Source organism: Elusimicrobiota bacterium (genome assembly GCA_016182905.1).
Classification (GTDB): domain Bacteria; phylum Elusimicrobiota; class Elusimicrobia; order UBA1565; family UBA9628; genus GWA2-66-18.
The window spans coordinates 21075-40782 of the sequence record JACPFR010000004.1; the positions used below are offsets into that span (position 1 = coordinate 21075).

16 protein-coding genes are annotated in these 19708 nt (G+C 69.2%); 10 read left to right on the forward strand and 6 right to left on the reverse strand.

All coding sequences use genetic code 11. From position 1 onward, the window contains the following. Window positions 1-59: 59 nt before the first annotated feature. Window positions 60-752, reverse strand: a complete 693-nt coding sequence (locus HYV14_00485; protein MBI2384468.1) for a response regulator transcription factor — start codon at window positions 750-752, stop codon at window positions 60-62. A 176-nt stretch (window positions 753-928) separates the two neighbouring features. Between HYV14_00485 and HYV14_00490 the strand changes: the two genes are divergently transcribed. The 3 genes from HYV14_00490 to HYV14_00500 all read left to right on the forward strand — a co-directional run bounded on the left by HYV14_00490 (window position 929) and on the right by HYV14_00500 (window position 3813). Further along, complete coding sequence (locus HYV14_00490; protein MBI2384469.1) at window positions 929-1903, forward strand: hypothetical protein; 975 nt, start codon at window positions 929-931, stop codon at window positions 1901-1903. A gap of 167 nt (window positions 1904-2070) precedes the next feature. Then, a complete protein-coding gene (locus tag HYV14_00495) occupies window positions 2071-2274 on the forward strand; it encodes a cold-shock protein (protein MBI2384470.1) in 204 nt (67 codons plus the stop codon). Window positions 2275-2406: 132 nt separating this feature from the next. Continuing rightward, on the forward strand, window positions 2407-3813 hold the full coding sequence (locus tag HYV14_00500; protein ID MBI2384471.1) for an MHS family MFS transporter: 1407 nt from the start codon (window positions 2407-2409) through the stop codon (window positions 3811-3813). Between the two features lie 510 nt (window positions 3814-4323). On the opposite strand, the gene HYV14_00505 is transcribed toward HYV14_00500, so the two are convergent. Then, window positions 4324-6567: a hypothetical protein gene (locus HYV14_00505; GenBank protein MBI2384472.1), complete on the reverse strand. Its 2244-nt coding sequence runs from the start codon at window positions 6565-6567 to the stop codon at window positions 4324-4326. 77 nt (window positions 6568-6644) lie between these two features. Continuing rightward, window positions 6645-7433, reverse strand: coding sequence for a dienelactone hydrolase family protein (locus HYV14_00510; GenBank protein ID MBI2384473.1), 789 nt, complete (start codon window positions 7431-7433; stop codon window positions 6645-6647). A gap of 227 nt (window positions 7434-7660) precedes the next feature. Here HYV14_00510 and HYV14_00515 point away from each other — a divergent pair, with 227 nt between their 5' ends. Beyond that, window positions 7661-8377, forward strand: coding sequence for a hypothetical protein (locus HYV14_00515; protein MBI2384474.1), 717 nt, complete (start codon window positions 7661-7663; stop codon window positions 8375-8377). A 122-nt stretch (window positions 8378-8499) separates the two neighbouring features. On the opposite strand, the gene glgB is transcribed toward HYV14_00515, so the two are convergent. Next, complete coding sequence (gene glgB, locus HYV14_00520) at window positions 8500-10422, reverse strand: 1,4-alpha-glucan branching protein GlgB (protein MBI2384475.1); 1923 nt, start codon at window positions 10420-10422, stop codon at window positions 8500-8502. Further along, window positions 10419-11924: a 4-alpha-glucanotransferase gene (malQ, locus tag HYV14_00525; GenBank protein MBI2384476.1), complete on the reverse strand. Its 1506-nt coding sequence runs from the start codon at window positions 11922-11924 to the stop codon at window positions 10419-10421. The genes glgB and malQ overlap by 4 nt, the downstream gene beginning before the upstream one ends. 39 nt (window positions 11925-11963) lie before the next feature. Between malQ and HYV14_00530 the strand changes: the two genes are divergently transcribed. The 5 genes from HYV14_00530 (at window position 11964) to HYV14_00550 (ending at window position 17892) form a co-directional block, all read left to right on the forward strand. Beyond that, window positions 11964-12614, forward strand: a complete 651-nt coding sequence (locus HYV14_00530) for an SOS response-associated peptidase (protein ID MBI2384477.1) — start codon at window positions 11964-11966, stop codon at window positions 12612-12614. Window positions 12615-12627: 13 nt separating this feature from the next. After that, window positions 12628-13518 carry a DUF1338 domain-containing protein gene (locus tag HYV14_00535; GenBank protein ID MBI2384478.1) on the forward strand — a complete coding sequence of 297 codons (891 nt, stop codon included), beginning with the start codon at window positions 12628-12630 and terminating at the stop codon, window positions 13516-13518. Beyond that, window positions 13515-14639, forward strand: coding sequence for a CDP-alcohol phosphatidyltransferase family protein (locus tag HYV14_00540; GenBank protein ID MBI2384479.1), 1125 nt, complete (start codon window positions 13515-13517; stop codon window positions 14637-14639). The genes HYV14_00535 and HYV14_00540 overlap by 4 nt, the downstream gene beginning before the upstream one ends. Before the next feature lie 135 nt (window positions 14640-14774). Beyond that, window positions 14775-16091 carry a hypothetical protein gene (locus tag HYV14_00545; protein ID MBI2384480.1) on the forward strand — a complete coding sequence of 439 codons (1317 nt, stop codon included), beginning with the start codon at window positions 14775-14777 and terminating at the stop codon, window positions 16089-16091. 22 nt (window positions 16092-16113) lie between these two features. Beyond that, window positions 16114-17892 carry a hypothetical protein gene (locus HYV14_00550; protein ID MBI2384481.1) on the forward strand — a complete coding sequence of 593 codons (1779 nt, stop codon included), beginning with the start codon at window positions 16114-16116 and terminating at the stop codon, window positions 17890-17892. Window positions 17893-18059: 167 nt separating this feature from the next. Here the strand turns inward: HYV14_00550 and rnhA are convergent, their stop codons facing one another. After that, window positions 18060-18767 (reverse strand): ribonuclease HI, encoded by a 708-nt coding sequence (rnhA, locus tag HYV14_00555; protein MBI2384482.1) that lies wholly within the window; start codon window positions 18765-18767, stop codon window positions 18060-18062. Window positions 18768-18794: 27 nt separating this feature from the next. On the opposite strand from rnhA, the gene HYV14_00560 reads away from it, so the two are divergent. Then, on the forward strand, window positions 18795-19706 hold the full coding sequence (locus HYV14_00560; protein MBI2384483.1) for a TerC family protein: 912 nt from the start codon (window positions 18795-18797) through the stop codon (window positions 19704-19706). The last annotated feature ends 2 nt before the right edge of the window (window positions 19707-19708 follow it).

The window sequence follows — 19708 nt, forward strand, 5'->3', positions numbered from 1 at the left end:
GGCGGGGCTGGCGGGGACTTTATCACGCGCTTAACTCGGGCTTAAGACGGCGGCGGAGGCTACGCCTCGAACTTGTAGCCGTGGCCGGTGAGGTTCAGGATGCGCTTGGCGAGCCTCGGGCCGAGCTTCTTGCGCAGGTGGTAGATGTGGACCTCGACGGTGCCGGGGTCGTTGTAATCGGCCGGATCATAGCCCCAGACCGTCTCGAGCAGGTAAGGAACGCTGAGGGCCCGCCCGGCCTTCTCGAGCAGCACCGCCAGGAGATCGAACTCCTTGCGCGTCAAGGCGACTCCCTTGCCCCGGATCTTGACGGTGCGGCCGGTGGGATCGAGCTCGATGCCCGCCTTCTTGAGCCTCAACTCCAGCTTCCCGCTCGTCTTGTAGCGGCGAAGGACCGCCTCCAGCCGCGCCGCCAGCACGGGCAGGGAGAAGGGCTTCATCACGTAGTCGTCGGCGCCGCCCTCGAAGCCCGCCAGCACGTCGGTGTCCGCGATGCGCGCGCCCGACATGATCACGACCGGGATCGACCGCGTGGCGGCTTCCTTCTTAAGCACGCGGCAGACCGCGTGGCCGTCGAGACCGGGCATGTCGGAGTCCACGAGGATCAGGTCGGGGCGGGACTCGCGCACGAGCATCAGGCCCTCGGATCCGTTGTCGGTGACGACGACGGAGTAGCCCACGGAGGCCATGTACCTGCGCACCAAGGACAGGATGGCCTTGTCGTCGTCGACGACCAGTATCTTCCGGGGCATGCGCCGAACGTAACATTTTCTCCGGCCCGGGTCGGTAACGGCTCCGTGAACTCCGCGTCACGCCGGCGGGCCAAAGGCGGGACCAAAGGGCCCACTAAATATATGGGACTAAAGGCCCATTTTCCCTTGCATCCCGGATTCGGACTATGCCAGGATGGACTCTCTTGGAGGTGTCCATGAAACGAAGCATCCTGGTGAGCGTGATCGCCGCGGCCGTGTCCGCCGCGGCCTTGTCCGCCGTCCCCGCGTCGAAGCAGCTGTGCGAAGGGTTCGTGCCGCAGAACGACATGAAGATTCCCATCGGCTCTCTCGAGGCGAAGGGCATCTCGCAGGCGCAGTTCAATCAGGTGATGGACCGGGTCGAGAAGATCTACGGCCCCGAGATCAAAGCCCGCGGCGGCCGCCTCGTCCTCAGGCGCCTGTGGGACAACGCGACGGTCAACGCGTCGGCCCAGCGCTCCGGCAACGACTACATCCTCAACATGTACGGCGGCCTGGCCCGGCACGAGTCCATCACGCAGGACGGCATGGCGCTCGTCGTCTGCCACGAGATGGGCCACCACATCGGCGGCGCGCCGAAGTACGGCGGCGGGAACGACTGGGCCTCCAACGAGGGCCAGTCCGACTACTTCGCCAACATGAAGTGCCTGCGCCGTCTGTTCGCCGACGAGGGCGCCTCCTTCACCGGCCCCAAGGGCGACGACGCCGGCCCCCGCAAGGCCTGCGAGGCGTCCTTCCAGTCGGAGGCCGACCGCGCGACGTGCGTGCGCGGCTCCATGGCCGGCATGTCGGTGACGACGCTGTTCCGGATCCTGCGCCGGGAGACGGTCCTCCCCCGCTTCGACACCCCGGATCCGGCGGTCGTCACCCGGATGTACGACGCCCACCCGGGCACCCAGTGCCGGCTCGACACCTACTTCGCGGGCTCGGTCTGCTCCCGCGCGGTGACCGACGAGGTCGACCAGGCCGACCCGGCGAAGGGCACCTGCACCGCGGCCGGCGGGCAGACCTCGGGCTTCCGCCCGCTGTGCTGGTACAAGCCGGCCGGCGCCCCGGTCGAATCCGAGGGCATGGCTCTGCAGGCGGCTCACCCGAAGTCGCCCGTGCTGGCGGCCTCCCTCCAGGATCCGGAGCTCTGGAAAGGGCTGTGATCGCTCCCTGAACGCGAGCGGGGCGGGCCCTCGGGCCCGCCCCGCTTTTTTATTACTAATATTCGCGACGACGACGACGAATTATGCTATAATGACGCATAGATCAGCGATGATCTCGCCACACAGACGTACGTGAGCAAGACGTAAACAAAGAGGAAGCAAACAGAATGGCTACGGGAAAAGTGAAGTGGTTCAACGATCAGAAGGGCTTCGGTTTCATCACGCCGGATGACGGGTCCAAGGACCTGTTCGTCCACCACTCGTCCATCACGGGCGAGGGGTTCAAGACTTTGGCTGAGAACCAGGCCGTCGAGTTCGACGTGCAGCAGTCCGACAAGGGCCCGCGCGCCGCGAACGTTCGCAAGCTCTAACTAAAGCTTCGATCAGAACGATTCGCCGTAGGCGAATCAGAGCCCCCGGCGCCGCTTGCGGCGCCGGGGGCGACTTTTTTGTCACCCAACCGCAACGGGAAAGAACGGCCCCTTGTTGCTAGGATAGCGCCCATGAACCAGGAACAAGGGACCCTCCGCCGCGTCATCCTCGCCTCGAGCCTCGGCACGTTGTTCGAGTGGTACGACTTCTACCTCTACGGCAGCTTGGCGGTGTTCTTCGGCGCGAAGTTCTTCCCCCCGGGCGACGAGACCGCGCAGCTGCTCGCGAGCCTGGCCACCTTCGGCGCCGGCTTCGGCGTGCGCCCGCTCGGAGCGCTCGTGTTCGGCCACGTCGGCGACCTCGTCGGCCGCAAATACACCTTCCTGGTCACGATGGCGACGATGGGCCTGGCCACCGCCCTCGTCGGCTTCCTCCCCACCTACGAGCAGGCCGGGATCTGGGCGACCGTCGCCTTGGTCTCCCTGCGCCTGCTCCAAGGCCTGGCCTTGGGAGGCGAATACGGGGGCGCGGCGACCTACGTCGCCGAGCACGTCCCCGACGCCCGCCGCGGCTACTACACGGCCTACATCCAGACCACGGCGACGCTAGGGTTTTTCCTCAGCATGCTCGTGATCGGGGCGACGAGGGCGTTCATGGGAGAAGCCGGCTTCAAGACCGGCGAGGGCGCCCTTTTCGCCGGCTGGCGCCTCCCCTTCGTGTTCAGCTTCTTCCTGCTGGCCGTCAGCCTGTACATCCGCGTCAAGATGAAGGAAAGCCCGCTGTTCTCCAAGCTGAAGGCCGACGGCAAGCTGTCGAAGAACCCTTTGAAGGAAAGCTTCACCAACCCCGTCAACCTGCGCTACGTGCTCATCGCCCTGTTCGGCGCGACCGCGGGGCAGGGCGTCGTGTGGTACACGGGCCAGTTCTACGCGCTGACCTTCCTGCAGACCGCGCTCAAGCTCGACTGGAAGGTCTCCTACCTCGTCGTCTCGGCGGCCCTGCTCATCGGCACGCCCATGTTCCTCTACTTCGGGCACTTGTCGGACAAGATCGGCCGCAAGCCGGTCATGCTCGGCGGCTGCGCCCTCGCGGCCCTGACCTACGTGCCGATTTACATGGGCATGAAGGCCTTCTCGGCCCCCCTGAACATCCCCATGCTCATCCTACTCGTCTCGCTGCAGATGGCCTACGTCGCGATGGTGTACGGGCCGATCGCGGCCTTCCTCGTGGAGCTGTTCCCGACGAACGTCCGCTACACCTCGATGTCCTTGCCTTACCACCTCGGCAACGGCTGGTTCGGCGGCTTCCTGCCCCTGATCGCCACCGCGCTGACCACCTCCGAGCGCGCCAAGGCCCTGCTCGGCGACGGCGCGATCTACGCCGGGCTCGCCTATCCCATCGCCGTCTGCCTGGTCACCCTCCTCGTAGGCGGCCTGCTCGTCCGCGAAACCAAGGACCACAAGATCGACACCGCCGAGCGCCTGCTCCCGGACCTCGCTCCCGCCGCCGGGCCGGTCGGCGGCGCCGTCGTGCCGTGATTAAGACTGGACAAGGCGTCCAAGGCATGCTATAATCTTTATGTCGCTTTCGAACCCGTAACTAGAAATGTCGGGACCAAGACCCTCCGCGAGCAAAGCGGGGGGTTTCGTGTTTCCAGGGTCCCGCCCGCGGCTGGGTTCCCCCGATTCCCCCTGACATGAGCAGGGCGACGGCATGATGTCCCTCGGGGACGCGCGGCATTGAGCCGCGCTCGGGTCTTGCGCGACCCATGAGCATCTCGGTCGCGCGACCCCCACGCCCCTCGGGACATCATGCCGTCGCCCTGTTCACCCGTCAGCGTGAGACGACGCCATCCGCCGGGCGCGCCGCACTGGCGCGCGTTGCGCGCTGATATAGCGAGGGGGGCGGAGGACCAAGGCGCCGAGGGGCTTGGGGTTGGTGGCAACCGTGGGTGTTATTGTTGCCTCTACCCCGGAGGGCGCGGCCAATCGCGCCCGTCCCCGAGGCGCCTTGGTCCTCCGCCCCCGCCTATATGAGCGTGATATCGGCTAGTCGACCAGGATGGAGGGCTCGGCGAAGCGGGACTTCGCTTCTCCCGCCAGCTGCAGGAGCTTGTTGTCGGGCCGCCCCTTCTTGAGGGCGAAGTGCAGGGCGAGATCGCCCTCCTTTTTGGGCCGGTCGACCCGGGCCGTGAAGTCGGCGGTCAGGTTCATCGGGTCGACGAGCTGGACGAACACGCGCAGGGCCTCGTCGTACGGCAGGCCGCTCTCGCCCAGGCCGGCGAAAGCCTTGGCCAGCGCCGCCGAGCGGGACTCGTTGTCCTTCGCGTCGCGCGCCGAGGCGAGGTCGGCGATCAGGCCCGAGGCCACCTTGGCCATGTGCTCGATCTCCCCCTCCTCGTAGCTGCGGTTTCCGCCGCCCCCGCGCATGGTGTCGTCGCGGTCGGGGAACGCCTCGCGGGCCGCCCGCCAGTCGTACTCGACCTTGCCGTTCTTCGGGTTCAGCGCGCCGTTGGCCAGGAGCCACTTGGCGGCCGGGATCGAGTCGACGGTCGCGGTGTAGGACCTGATGACGTCCTCGGCGGTCGCCGCCGTCAGCTGCTTGACCCCCTCCTGGTTGAAGACGAGGGTGAAGGCGATGGCGCCCTTGCGGTTGGCGGGCTCCTGGTTCCCGGAGGAATGGCGGTCGAAGTCGTAGCTCGGCTCGGGGGCGGGAGGCTCGGGGAAGTGCTTGTCGACGGGCACCGCCAGGCGCGGGTTCGGCCCGTTGCCGCGGGTGCCGGCCAGGGCCATGATCTCGCTGAGCTCCTTGGCCTTCTCGCGCACCGAGCTCTCGGTCGCGCGCAGGAAGCCGTGCTGCTGGAGGTACACCACGATCGGCGCGCCGTACTCCTCGCCGGCGCGGGCGGCGGTGACGACCTGGACGTCGCGCTGGACCTGGTCCTTGACCAGCGGGCCGACCCAGGGGATGTTGAAGTACTCCGACTGGCGGGACTTGTCCGCGCGCTCGAAGTGGATGTGGCCCTGCTCGTCGGTGTAGCGCGTCGTCGTGTTGTCGGCCCGGAGGCTCGACCAGTTCTGCGCGGTCAGGAAGGGCAGGTTCAACGTGATCGACTTGGCCTTCTGGGTGTAGGCGTCGATCGCCGCGAACTGCGCCGGGCCGAGCTCCTTGTCGTGCTCGTCCTTCATGCGCAGGTAGGCGGCCTCGGTACTCTCGTCGGTGGCCTGCTGGGTGCCCATGCGCCAGCCCATCCTGGCCAGGGACCGGAAGTCGCCGTGCAGGGCCTGGGCGACGGCCTCGGCCTGGGCCGGGTCGCGGGGGTCGACGACGTACTCGAGCATGACGCGCTTGCCCTGCGAGCGGGAGTTCGAGAAGCCGAGGGAGGCGACCGTGTAGCGCCGGAGCTGCTTGGCGAGCTCGTGGTCGACGAGGTTGGCCAGGATGTTCGTGCCGAGCGAGGCGAACTCCACCGCCGGGATGGTCTGGACGAGGCTGCCGCCGCGGGTGCGGATCTCGACGCGGTCGACGCGGTAGCGGAAGCGGAGCTGGGACTCGGACAGGCGGTAGACGGTCAGGGTCGCCGCGCCGGCCTCGGTGCCGTTAAAGGAGAAGGAGAGGTTGAGGTTCTCGGCCAGAGCGTCGCCGATCGACTCGGTGTGGCCGACGGTCAGGCGGAAGGGCATGCGCCACAGCTCGCCGACCTGCATCGCGCTGACGCGCGACGCTTTGAAAGGCAGGATGGTCTTTATATCGCGGAGGTCGACGAGGGTGTCGATCTCCTTGCAGGTGGCCTTCCCCGCGAGCGGACGGATGACCATCGAGGAGCCCTCGATGCGGCCGCCGACCCACAGGCCGACGGCGACGCCGACGGACTCGCTGACGACCTTGGAGAAGCCGTGGCCGTAGCCGACGCTGAGGCGCTCCTCGTCGACGATGGTCAGGCGGCCGTCGGGGAGCGGGGCCAGCCAGCGCTTGAAGCCGGCGCCCGTGCCGCCGAAGTCGCCGGGCAGGTTGTAGTCGTACTTGAGCTTGACGTTGCGGCAGAGCTGGTCGAGGACGCGCTCGCGCATCTTCTCGCCGAAGGTCACGCGCTCGGGGGCGGAGAAGCCGCCTTCCGGCGTCGTCGGGCCGATCGGGGTGTCGGGCGTGGAGCCCGGGTCGCCCGGCGCCGTCACCGACTCCCATTCGCTGTCGGGCTCGGCCATCAGCTTCATCTGGGCGCGGACCGGGGCGGCGGCGGCGGCGGCGGCGGACACGGCGATCACGGCGGCGCGAAGGAGGCGTTGGCTCATGGACATTATTGTAAGCCATGTCAGGCCGCGCGTCGGGGGTCTTTGGGCCTAGAACGGCCTAGAGACCGGAAAGGTGACTATTTCCCGAATCTCTCGGAGAACAGGGAGTCGAAGAAGGAACGCATCGCCTCCCACGAGCGCTTGTCGGCGTCCTTGTCGTAGGCCATGCCCTTCGCGGTGTCGGTCCCGGCCTCGGGGACGGTGAAGCTGTGCACCGCCCCGCCGTACTGGACGAGCTGCCAATCGGCGCCGACCTTGCGCATCTCCTCGATGAACCCGGGGACGCCCGGGTTGACGTGGGAGTCGTCGGCGCCGTGGAGCACGAGGATGGCGGCCTTGGGGCGCTCCGCCGCGGGCATCGGGGCGGTGAGGTTGCCGTGGAAGCTCACGACGCCCTTGAGGTCGGTCCCGGCCCGCGCGAGCTCGAGGACGGTCGTGCCGCCGAAGCAGTAGCCGATGGCTCCGAGCTTGTTCTGCTCGACGAACGGCAGCTTGCGCAGCTGCTCGAGGCCGGCCAGGGCGCGCCGGCGCATCGCGGCGCGGTCGCCGAAGAAGGCGCCGGCGAGCTTGCCCGCCTCCTCGTGGTCCTTCGCGTACACGCCCTTGCCGTACATGTCCACGGCGAAGGCCGTGAAGCCGAGCTTGGCGAGCTGCTCGGCGCGCTTGCGGGCGTACGGGCCGTGCCCCTTCCACTCGTGCACGACGAGGATGCCGGGGCGGCCGTCCTTGAAGCCGTCCTCCCAGGCGGCGTAGCCCTGGAGGACCGTCTCTCCGTCCTTATATTCCACGGTCTTGGTCTTGATGAGGGCGCGCACCGGCGATGCGGCGGCGATCAGGAGCAAAAAGGCCACTAGGGTGTATTTCATGGTGGGGGAGGATATCAAATCAGCGCCGCCGCAATGAAGACGCAACACGTCCCGGCTACCCTGCCGAGGACTCCGCACCACGAGAGGTCCACACCACGATGACGCGCCGAGGCGCCCTCGCCGTTCCTGCTAGGTCCAAAGGCCCATTTCTCGACGGGCCCTACGCCTTCCCCTCCGAAGCCCGCAGACCCCCGACCCGGAGCGGTCCCGCGGCTACCCTTGGAGGAATGAAGGCGCTCGCTCTCCTCCTGCTGGTCCTGGCCGCTCCCGCCCGCGCCGAAGACTGGGCCGAGTCCGCCCGCCCGGTCTATAGAGGAGTGGAAGCCGTGGCGGACGGCGTCTACGGCCTGGTGCGCGGCCACCTGATCTCGGCCGTGCTCCCCGGGCGCCTGTCGCGCCGCATGAGCGCGGTCCCCGTCGAGACCTCCGACAAGGTCTTCTCCGAGCGCCTGCGCTACCGTCAGGAGAAGGCGTCCCGGCGCCTGATCGAGACCCGCCCCGTCGGCCCGATCGGCCCCGCCGAGACCGCCGCCTGGCAGCGCGAGGCCGCGAGCGCGCACGCCACCGTCCTCACGGACGCCGTCGCCGACGCCCTGGTCCGGCGCTACCAGCTCGAGCGCTTCGGCAAGGACAGCGGCGCCTACGCCTCCAACATCGCCAACTGGGACCCCGAGTTCATGCTCTCCGCCGGCGTGCTCGGCGGCGCCTACCTTTATGTCGCGGGCCTGCGCACCGACTTCAACGTCGGGTCCCTGCGCGTGGACTTCGACACCAGCACCGGCAACGCCCTGAGCGCCGCCCTGCAGCACGGCGACGGCCGCGGCCTCGCCGCCTTGAGCCTGTCGCGCCGAGGCTCCCCCCTCTCGTTCAAGACCGAGTGGGGCCTGAAGGACGGCCGCATGGCCTCCGAGAAGGTCGGCGTGAACTACTCCGCGCGGTTCTAGGCCGGCCGAACTCGCACCATGAGGATCGGGGAGCGACTGTTTCCGGAAACAGTTCGTTCTGCCTCGACTATCCTTGAGGATAGCCCACGGGCTATTCTTGAGGATAGTCCACGGCTCTTCCGCTATTTAGCGGGGCGCTTGAGGAAGACCGCCGCCATCGGCGGCAGGTGCAGCTTCACCGAGTACGGGCGGCCGTGGCACGGCTCCTTGTCGGCTTTGACGCCGCCGCCGAGGGTGACGCCGGAGCCGCCGAACTCGGTCGCGTCGGAGTCCGCGAGCTCCGCCCACCAGCCGCCGCAGGGCACGCCGACGCGGTAGTCCCCGCGGGGCACGGGCGTGAAGTTGAACACGCACAGCACCTGCTCGTCCTCGGACGCGCCCTTCCTGAGGAACGACAGCACGGAGTTGTCGGCGTCGGAGGCGTCCACCCACTCGAAGCCGCGCTCGTCGCAGTCGCGCTCGTGGAGCGCGGGCTCGGAACGGTAGACCCTGTTCAAGCGTTCGACCCAGCGCATGACGCCCTTGTGGCTGTCATGCACGAGGAGATGCCAGTCGAGCGAGCGGTCGTGGCTCCACTCCTGGCGCTGGCCCAGCTCTCCGCCCTGGAACAGGAGCTTCTTGCCGGGCATCGCCCACTGCCAGGCGTACAGCAGGCGCAGGTTGGCGAACTTCTGCCAGTCGTCGCCGGGCATCTGCTCCAGGAGGGCTCCTTTTCCGTGGACCACCTCGTCGTGCGAGAGCGGCATCACGAAGTTCTCGTGGAACTGGTAGATCGCGCGGAAGGTGATCTCGTTCTGGTGGTACTTGCGGTGGATCGGGTTCTCGCGGAAGTACTTGAGCGTGTCGTGCATCCAGCCCATGTCCCACTTCAGGCCGAAGCCGAGGCCGCCGAGGTACGTGGGCTTGGAGACGCCCCCCCACGCCGTGCTCTCCTCGGCGATCGTCTGCGCGTCGGGGTGGTGGAGGTAGACCTGCTCGTTGAACTTCTTCAGGAAGTCGATGGCCTCGAGGTTCTCGCGGCCGCCGAATCGGTTGGGGATCCACTCGCCTTCCTTGCGCGAGTAGTCGAGGTAGAGCATCGAGGCGACGGCGTCCACGCGCAGGCCGTCGGCGTGGAACTTGTCGAGCCAGAACAGGGCGTTCGAGATGAGGAACGCCCGGACCTCGTTGCGGCCGTAATTGTAGATCGACGATTTCCAGTCCGGGTGGAACCCCAGCTTCGGGTCGGCGTGTTCATATAAAGCGGTCCCATCGAAAAAATGAAGCCCATGCCCGTCGGTGGGAAAATGAGACGGGACCCAGTCGAGGATCACGCCGATCCCCTCCTGATGGAGGTGGTCGACGAGGAACATGAAGTCCTGGGCGGAGCCGTACCGCGAGGTCGGCGCGAAGTAGCCGGTGGTCTGATAGCCCCAGGAGCCGTAGAACGGATGCTCCATGATCGGCATCAGCTCGACGTGGGTGAAGCCGAGCTTCTTGACGTGCGCGGCGAGCAGGGGTGCCGCCTCCCGGTAGTTCAGGGAGCGGTTGCCCTCCTCGGGGACGCGGCGCCAGGAGCCGAGGTGAGCCTCGTAGATGGCCAGCGGCGCCGCCAGCCCGGCGCGGTCCTTGCGCGTGCGCATCCACTCCGCGTCGTTCCACTGATAGTCGAGGTCCCAGACGACCGACGCGGTGCGGGGCGGCTCCTCGTGACGGAAGCCGAACGGGTCGGCCTTCTCGCCCTTGTGGCCGCCGACGTGAGAAGAGACCCAGTACTTGTAGACCGCGCCCTTGCCCACGCCCGGGATGAAGCCCTCCCAGATGCCGGACGAGGCGCGCGGCTTGAGCGGGTGCTTGGTCTTGGCCCAGCCGTTGAAGTCGCCGATGACGGAGACCTTCTTGGCGTTCGGGGCCCAGACCGCGAAGCGCGCGCCTTCCTTGCCGCCGTGCGTCTCCAGGTGCGCGCCGAGCTTGTCGTAGAGGCGCACGTGAGTGCCCTCGTTGAAGAGATGCAGGTCGAGCTCGGCCAGGCCCGACGGGTGGTGGTCGACCGCGCCGGCGTTCATTCGAGCTCCGGGGCGCGGCCGCAGGCGCCCGTGAGCAGGGCCAGGCGCCCGGCGAGGCGCGGGGTCAGCTGGCCGGGGTCCATGCGCCAGCGCCAGTTGTCGGTCGCGGTGCCGGGGCGGTTCATCCGCGCGTCGCCGCCGCAGTTGAGCAGGTCCGGCATCGGGACGATCGCGGTCTTCGCCGGCGAGCGCCAGACGAGGCTCAGCATGTCCCAGGACGGTAGCGCCGGCTCGCGGCCGAGGGCGCGGCGGAAGGCGCGGCGCTCCTTTTCCGCCTGGGCGGCGGAGCGCTGGGCGTTGAGGGAGCCGTCGTCCTCCCACCAGCCTCGGGTGGTGTCGTTGTCGTGCGTGCCGGTGTAGCCGACGCAGCTCTCCGGCCAGCTCTCGGGCCAGTCATTCTCCTCGCCGCCGAAGGAGAACTGCGCCAGGCGCATGCCCGGGAACGCGAACTTGTCGCGCAGGGCGATCACCGCCGGCGTCGCCACGCCGAGGTCCTCGGCGACGATCTCGAGGCCGGGGATCCCGCGCCGAACGGTCTCGAAGAGCTCGTCGCCCGGCGCGGTCACCCAGCGCCCCTTGATCGCGGTCTCCTCCCCGGCGGGGATCTCCCAGTAGTTGCGGAAGCCGATGAAGTGGTCGAGGCGAAGGGCGTCGAAGCGCTCGGCGCAGGCCTTCAGCCGCGACAGCCACCAGGCGAAGCCGGTCTCCTTGTGACGCTCCCAACGGTAGAGCGGGTTGCCCCACAGCTGGCCGTCCGCGGAGAAATAGTCGGGTGGCACGCCGGCGACGGCCGTCGGGGCGCCGGCCCCGTCGAGGAAGAAGAGCTCCTGGTTCGCCCAGCAGTCCGCGCTGTCGTGGCGCACGTAGATCGGGGCGTCGCCCATGAGGGAGACTCCGCGCGCGGCCGCGTGGCGGCGCACCGCCAGCCACTGCCGGGAGAACAGCCACTGCGCGAACTCGTGGTAGCGCAGCTCCTCGGGGACGTTCGCGCGGGCCTCGGCCAGGCGCTCGGGGTCGCGGCGGCGCAGCCGCTCGTCCCACTCCGTCCAGGGGCGGCCGTGGTTGGCGTCCTTGAGGGCCATGAACAGCGCGTGGTCGGCGAGCCACCAGGACTCGCGGGAGCGGAACGCCTCGAAGTCATCCTTGTCCTCGCGCGAGCCGCGGCGGCCGAAATACGAGAAGGCCGCGCGCAGGGCCTTCGGCTTGGATTGGCCGAGCTCGGCCTTTTTAAGGAAACCTTCGACCGCGAGTATATCCGTGTCGATCAGGGCGGGGCTTCCCGCGAAGCTCGAGGGCGAGGCGTAGGGCGAGCCGATCTCGTCCGGCGGGCAGACGGGCAGCATCTGCCACCACGACTGCCCGCAGTCCGCGAGGAAGTCGACGAAGGCCAGGGCCTCGGCGCCCAAGGTCCCGCCGCGCGCGCCGGGCAAGGACGTCGGGTGCAGAAGCACGCCGGAGGCCCGGCGCGACAAAGACGGTTTGGCTATGCTCAAGGCCCACATTCTAGCAGAAGCGCCCCGCGTGTGGTACGATGGGCGCCCATGTGCAGCCGATACGCCGTCGGAGCGGACCCGAAGGCCCTCGCGGAGCGTTTCGCGGCGAACCCCGCGCCGGGCCTCAAGCCGCGCTTCAACCTGGCCCCGAGCCAGGAGGCCCCCGTCCTGTTCGCCGCCCCGGAGCGGCGCATGGCCCTCCTTAAATGGGGCCTGCTGCCGGCCTGGGCCAAGGGCCCCCAGGCCAAGCCGCAGATCAACGCGCGCGCGGAGACTTTGCTCGACAAGCCCTTCTTCCGGGAGGCGTTCCGGTGGCGCCGCGCCCTGATCCCCGCCGACGGCTGGTACGAGTGGCCGAAGAAGGGCGCCGACCGGTCGCCGCGGTACTTCTCGCTCAAGTCCGGGGAGCTGTTCGCCTTCGCCGGGCTCTGGGAGCCGGGGAACTTCGCGATGATCACCTGCGAGCCGAACCCGGCGGTCGCCCGCTTCCACGACCGCATGCCCGCGATGCTCGCGCGCGACGCCGAGGCGGAATGGCTCGACCCGAAGACCCCGGTCGACCGGCTCAAGGAGCTCCTGCGGCCGTATCCCTCGGAGCTCCTCGCCGCGCGCCCCGTATCCCCCCGCGTCGGCTCCGCCTCCGTCGACGAGCCCTCGCTGCGGGACTTCGCCGTCGACGCCCAAGGCGACCTTTTCTGATAAAATCAGGCCGATGATCATCGCGCAGACCGCGTTCCTCGAAAGGCTCTTCGACTGCCTGTGGCAGGAGTACCGGGAGCGGGTCTCCTACGCGCGCGTCTACGAGGACCTCCTCCTCGCCCGAGGCGGGACCTTCCGCAACGACCACGTCGCCTTCCGGACCTTCGCCGCGCAGTCGCGCTGGACGGGGATCGCCGCGCTCTCGCGCCCGTTCGAGGCCCTCGGCTACCGGGCCGCCGGCGCGTACGACTTCCCCGACAAGAGCCTGACCGCGATCCACTTCGCCCCTCCGTCGGAGAGCCTCCCCAAGCTCTTCGTCTCCGAGCTGCGGACCTGGGAGCTCTCGCCGAGGGCGCGCCGGATCATCCTGCGGGCCACGGCGCGGTCCGCGCCGCGGCTGAGCGACGCCGACCTGGCGGGGCTGTCGGACCTCCCGAAGGTCGGCGCGAAGCGGCGGGCCCAGCTCCTGCGCCGCTGGGCCGCGCAGTTCGCGCGCCCCTGGCCCGCGCCGTCGCGGGCCGACGCCGCCGCGCTCGAGCGCGAGTCCCAGTTCGCCGCGTGGACCTTGCTGCACGGGCACTCGGTCAACCATTTCACCGCCGCGGTGCACGCGCAGGCGGTGGACGCGCTCGGCGACATCGAGTCGACCGCCGCCGCCCTGAAGGCCGCGGGCGTGCCGATGAAGGCCGAGATCGAGGGCGCGCCCGGCTCCAGCCTGCGGCAGACCTCGACCCAGGCGGTCGTCGTCCCCGTCGAGATGCGCGCCGGCTCGCGCGTCGTCAAGAAGCCGTGGACCTACGCCTATTTCGAGCTCGCCGAGCGGCCGCTGATCGACGGCCGCCGTTTCGAGGGCTTCCTGGGAAGCCAGGCCTCGAGCCTGTTCGAGATGACGAGGCGCTCGTGAGCTGGCAGGTGCTCCTCTCGGCCCGCGCGGACGCCCCGCTCGTGGCCGGCCTGCCGTCCGCCGTGCGCGCCGCGGTCCGCGCCGGGCTCGAGCTCGCGCCCTCGCGCATCGTGATCTCCGGAGTCGGCGACGACTTCTTCCGCAAGTGGGCGTTCCAGCTCCGCGCCGCGGGCGCGCCCGTCCTCGGAGACGAGACCGGGCCTCCCGCGCTCGACAAGAGCCTCCCGCTGCTCGCGCTCGACGCCGATTTCTTCCCGGACGAGGGCGGCCTGAAGGAGCTCGCCGCGGCCGCCGGCGCGGGCGACGCGCGCCGCCTCGTCGACGGGCTCGCCGTCGCCGCGCTGCGCCGCGCGCCCGCGGAGCTCGGCGCGGGGACCTTGCCGGCGGCGGACGTGCTCGCCAAGGCGCTGGCCGCGCCCGCCCCGGAGGCCGCGCGAGGAGCCTTCCTCGACGCGCGCGGAGCCGCCGCGGAGCGCTCGGCCGCCGTCCTGTTCGCGCGCCTGGCCAAGGACAACGACGGCTACATCGCCAAGTTCGCCCGCCGCTTGTCGATCGCGATCTCCCGCGTGCTCCTCCCTTTCCCCGTCACGCCGAACCACGTCACGACCGCCGGCCTCGTCCTCGGCCTGCTCGGCGCCTGGTGGCTCGCGGCGCCCTCGGCGCGCCTGCAGTTCCTCGGCGCGCTCGTGCTCTGGTTCTGCTGCCTCCTCGACGGCTGCGACGGGGAGATCGCCCGCCTCAAGCACCTGTCCTCCCCCGCGGGCGCGGCCTACGACGTCTGGGCCGACCACTTCTCGCACCTGGCCACCTTCGTCGCCCTGCCCATCGGCGTCGCGCGCCTCCACCCCGGCCGCGACTGGCTCGTTCCCGGCGTCCTGCTCGTGACCGGGTTCCTGGCCTGCGGCTTCTCGGTGTGGTACCTCGTCCTGCGCGTTCCCGAGGAGAAGCGCGGGCCTCTCGCGCTGACCGTCGAGCGCATCGCCAGCCGCGACTACGTCTATCTCATCGTCGCCCTCACCGCGATCGGGCGCCTCGACTGGTTCGTATGGGCGGCGGCGGTCGGCTCCCACCTGTTCAACGCCTTCCTCTGGCTGCGCTCGCGCCAGGTCGCCGCCGCGTAGCGGCACGAAGGGCCCGCGCCCGCCTAGGCCTCATTCCACGCCGGCCTTGGGCCCAACGGCCCTTATGCGCGTCCGCGCGCTATTACTAAAGTTCGCTTGACGCGACGCAGTCGACTTCGCCGTGGAGGACTGACCATGAAGAGCGCAGTGCTGCTGGTTCTATTCGCCCCCCTGTCCGTGTTCGCACAGATCGTGGCCCGGCCCGGAGCGCTTCCGGGCGCTTCCATCGCTCCGATCCGCCTGCAGTCCCCGGCGATGAGCGGCGCGCCGTCGCTGACGCCGATCAGCGCTCCCGCGCTGACCTTCAACCTCTCCCTGTCGGCTCCGGCGCTGATCGCCCCGGCGGCTCCGGCCGCCGTCAACGCCGCCGTTCCCGCGGCGCTCGCGCCCGCGGCCCTCGCGCCCGCCGCTCTCGCGGCCAAGGCCCGGCCCGTCGCCGCTCGCGGCGACGCCGTGCCCCAGGCCCTGATGACCGCCCGGGCGCTGGCCGCGTCCGTGCCCGAAGGCCCGTCGTCCCCCGCCGGCGATTGGTCCGACGCCAGCCGCCGCTTCGACGGCGCGGGCAACACGGAGACCGGAGCGCGGCTCGTCGACGCGAACTTCGGCCCCTACCGCCGCCTGTACGGCAGCGAGCAGGGCAAGCTCGACGCGACCTTGCGCTACGGCGCGAACGGCTCCCAGGTGTTCGCGGCCCTCAACAGCGAGTTCCGCAATCAGGGCGGCTATTACCTCCTCGACAGCGACCCGAACGCCAAGTACATGGCCGCCGCCGCGGTGGACCAGAACCGCCGCCCGGTCATCATCCTGACCTACGACCTGCTCAACCGCTACAACGGCCGCTCCGAGGACGTCTACCGCGGCGCGCCGTGGGAGTTCATCGCCTCGGTGATCGCCCGCGAGCAGGTGTTCTACAACGCCTGGTACGCCTCCATCCCGGCCTCCGCCGAGAAGCTGGCCGCTTCCTTTATGAACATGACGCGCGTGTTCGTCGACCTGACGAACGGCACGTCGCGCTCGTGGGCCACCGACAAGGACTACCAGGCCGTCTCCGGGGACCGCTCCACCTACACGCAGTGGAACTGGTTCGAGGTTCTGGTCGCCGCCGCGCGCGACGCCGCCGCCGGCGTGGGCAGCAACTCGGGCCACCTCATCGACAGCAAGTTCTTCTCCTGGGTCCGCGACTGGACCGCTCCCCAGGACAAGTCGTCCGTCCCCGCCTTCCAGTACTCCCTCTGGGAGCAGTACGACGGCCGCTACTACCGCCCCGGCGACGCCAAGAACGGCCAGCCCCTCCCGCCGGGCGCCCCCCGCATCGACAAGGCGACGTACGACCGCGCCGCTCAGACCGCCTACGGCTCCGACGGAAAGGGCAGCGCGCAGAACGGCGGACTGGACTCCGGCACCGCCTACGGCTGGATCATCCAGTGGCTGAAGGACCGTTTCGAGATCTGATCCCCCATAGACAGGAGACACCATGAGAACCGTTAACGCGATCCTGCTGTTCGTCCTGGCCGCGGCGCCGCTGCGGGCCCAAACGCCCGCCGTCAGCGCCGCCGACGCCTGCAAGAAGCTCGAGGCGCAGGCCCGCAAGCTGACCTCCGAGAAGGTCCGCTGCGAGGTCCTCCTTCACGGCCTCGTCCTCACCGAGGTGACGCCCGCCGGCCGCAAGGCGATCGAGGAAGGCCTGCTCGCCGAGCGCAAGTATCTCGGCTACGCCGTCGTCGAGGCTCCGGTCCGGACGGCGGGTACGCCGGTCCTGCCGTCGCCGGTCGTGCTCCAGGCGCAGGCCGACGAGCTGACGGCGGCTCAGGCCCGCATCCGGGCGCAGGCCGTCGTCGCGGACTTCGACAACGCCGCCGCGCGCCTCGGCTCGGCCGACCGCGCGGGCTCGAGCGACCGCTCGAGCGACGCGCTCCGTGACGCCGTCGCGGACGTGCCGCTCGTCAAGGCCGACATGGCCGCGGGCAAGAACGCCAAGTTCGTCCTCGTCCAGCAGGGCCCTCCCGGCAGCGCCGGCGGCCCCCCCGGCAGCGGCGGACGCGAGCAGCAGCAGGACACGACGCGCCGCGGCGGGCCTCCCGGCAGCGGCGGCGACCAGCAGAACCCTCCGCGCTCGGGGCCTCCCGGCAGCGGCAATCAGAACCCGCCCCGCTCGGGGCCTCCCGGCAGCGGCAGCCAGCCCGGCGGCCAGAACCCCGGCGGCGGGACCACCCCGCCCTCCCGCCCGGCTCCCGTGTGGCGCAGCTCGTTCCCGCCGCCGGCGCCGAACTGGTGGAACACCGACTTCGACCATTACGACTGGTGGAACAGCCTGCCGTCAGGCTACGACCGGCCGCACAAGGACCAGAGCAACCCGGACACCTTCTACTACTACAGCGGCTGGTACCGCTGGCGGGACGTGTTCGTCACGAACTGGGGCCGCACCGAGGACACGGCGACGATCAGCCGCACCGCCGCCAACCAGGACAAGATCCACTCCCGCTCCCTGACCAGCCAGTCGTACCGCGAGGCCAAGGAGTGCTACTACCAGGCCGTGTACCGCTACGATTGGTCGCAGGGCGGCTTCTACGGCTCCCATTGGGAGGAGCGCTTCGACCATTACAAGGCGCGCTGCATCCGCCTTCCCCGCGAGTACGGCCAGCCCCGCGTCTACACCACCCACGTCTCCTTCGACATGAGCCTGGTGCAGGGGCAGGACCTGCCGTGGGAGAACGACGTCATCCGCATCACCTATGACGGCACGGGCCAGCCGCGCTACGACTTCTCCGGCGCGGCCTACCGCTACTCCTCGCGGCTCGACGACCAGCGCGGCGGCAGCGAGAGCGTGACTCTCGTCGCCGGCGCCAAGGTCCTGCGCGCGCCCGAGGCCGACAAGGTCTCGGCCTTCCTCCGGAACAACGGCGGGAGGATCGAGCTCGTGATCAACGACGACCGGGCCTCGTTCTACCAGGGCGAGACCCTCCGGATCAACGCGCGGGTCGTGCGGCGCGACGTCATCAAGGTCAAGGGCCTGCTGTGGGGCTGGAACGAGAAGAACGTCGACTCGGTCATACACAGCTCGCCCATCGACGTCCTGACGGGCAACAGCCCCCAGAACATCACGGACCTGACATCCGCGGCAAGCGCGCCGAAGCCCGCCAACTTCGTGCGCTCGAGCATCTTCATCGCCTCCTGGGAGTTCAGCCGCGTCAACAGCCGCATCAGCACCGGCGCGGTGATCCGCAAGGGACAGGGGAACAGCATCGCCAACTAGCTCCGAAAACGAAAAAGGGGCGGCGAGGATCATCCTCGCCGCCCCTTCTTTTTTTGCCGTCAGACCGTACCCTCAAGGATATCCGCAACTGTTTCCGGAAACAGCCGGCGGGCGCTGCTAACGATGATCGCTGTTCCCGGGAATAGCGATCATCGATAGCGACCGCGCTAATCCAGGCCCCAGGACTTCCGCGCCTCGGCCGCCTCTTCCTCGGAGCGGACCTTCTTGAACTTCGCGGGGCGGCCCTTCACGCGGGCCTCGCACTCCCCCCAGGTCGCGTGGCGCTCGAGCTTGCCGTCGAGGTAGCTCAGGTAGGAGACGGGGCGCGTGTCGGCGGCCTTGCGCTCCTTGGGGCGCGAGGGCAAAGCCTTCGCCTCGGAGGGCAATAAGGAGCCGTACGGGTAGCTCAGCAGCGGGCCCTCGTACAGGTCGACGGGCCGGCGCTTGGCCAGCGCGACGGCGATCTCGTCGCAGCGCTCGTTGGCGTCGTGGCCGGCGTGGCCCTTCACCCAGCGCCACTGCACGCCGCCGCGTCCGCGCTCGGCGACCAGGGCCTCGAGCGTCCGCCACAGGTCCTCGTTCTTGACCGGGTCGCCGGCGGCGGTGGTCCAGCCGCGGCGCTTCCAGCCCAGGATCCACTTCGTGATGCCCTCGATGACGTAGGTCGAGTCGCTGTGGACCAGGGCGACGCCGGGCATGGCGGAGACCGCCCGCAGGCTCGCGATGACGCCGCCGAGCTCCATGCGGTTGTTCGTCGTCGGCTCCTCGCGGCCGCCGAGCTCGAGGACCTTCCCGTCGGGCGTCGCGATGACGGCCCCCCAGCCCCCGGGGCCGGGGTTGCCGGAGCAGGCGCCGTCGGTGAAAATCGAGATCATGGGACAACATGGTAGAATTTCACCCCTATGGCAGTCACCTGGTTGTGGGCGGGCTTCATCCTCGTCATCGGCGTCATGATGATGCTCGACCTGGGCGTCTTCCAGAAGAAGGCGCACGTCATGCGCGTGCGCGAGGCCGCCGTCATGGTCGCCATCTGGTGGGCCTTGGCCTTCAGCTTCGCCCTCGCCGTGTACTTCGTCTACGGCCACGACAAGGCCTTCCAGTTCGTCTCGGCCTACATCCTGGAGCAGTCGCTGTCGGTGGACAACCTCTTCGTCTTCATCCTGGTCTTCTCCTTCTTCGGCATCGAGCCCGAGAACCAGCCGCGCATCCTCCACTGGGGCATCCTCGGCGCGATCGCGATGCGCTTCGTGTTCATCTTCGCGGGCCTCTCCCTCCTCGAGGCCTCGCACCTGATGTTCTACGTGTTCGGAGCGGTCCTCGTGTACACCGGCGGCAAGATGATGTTCGCGGGAGAGGAGCAGATGGAGCCGGGCAAGAACCCCGCGCTGCGCCTTCTTCACAAGTTCCTGCCCGTGACCGTCGGGACTCACGGCCACAAGTTCTTCACGCGCCTCGACGGCGTCCTGCACGCGACCCCGCTGTTCGCCGCCCTCGTCGTCATCGAGGCGACGGACCTGATCTTCGCCGTGGACTCGATCCCCGCGGCGCTCGGCGTCAGCTCGGACCTGTTCGTCGTCTACACCTCGAACATCTTCGCGGTGATGGGCCTGCGCTCCACCTACTTCCTCCTCGCGGGTTCGATGACCGAGTTCAAGTACCTGAAGGCCGGCGTCTCCGCCGTGCTCGTCTTCGTCGGCGTGAAGATGATCGTCAAGGACTTCTACCACGTCTCCACCGGCGCCTCGCTGGCCGTCATCGGCGGGACCTTGCTCCTCGCCATCGTCGCCTCCCTCGCCGCGCGCAGAAAGGCCTAGTT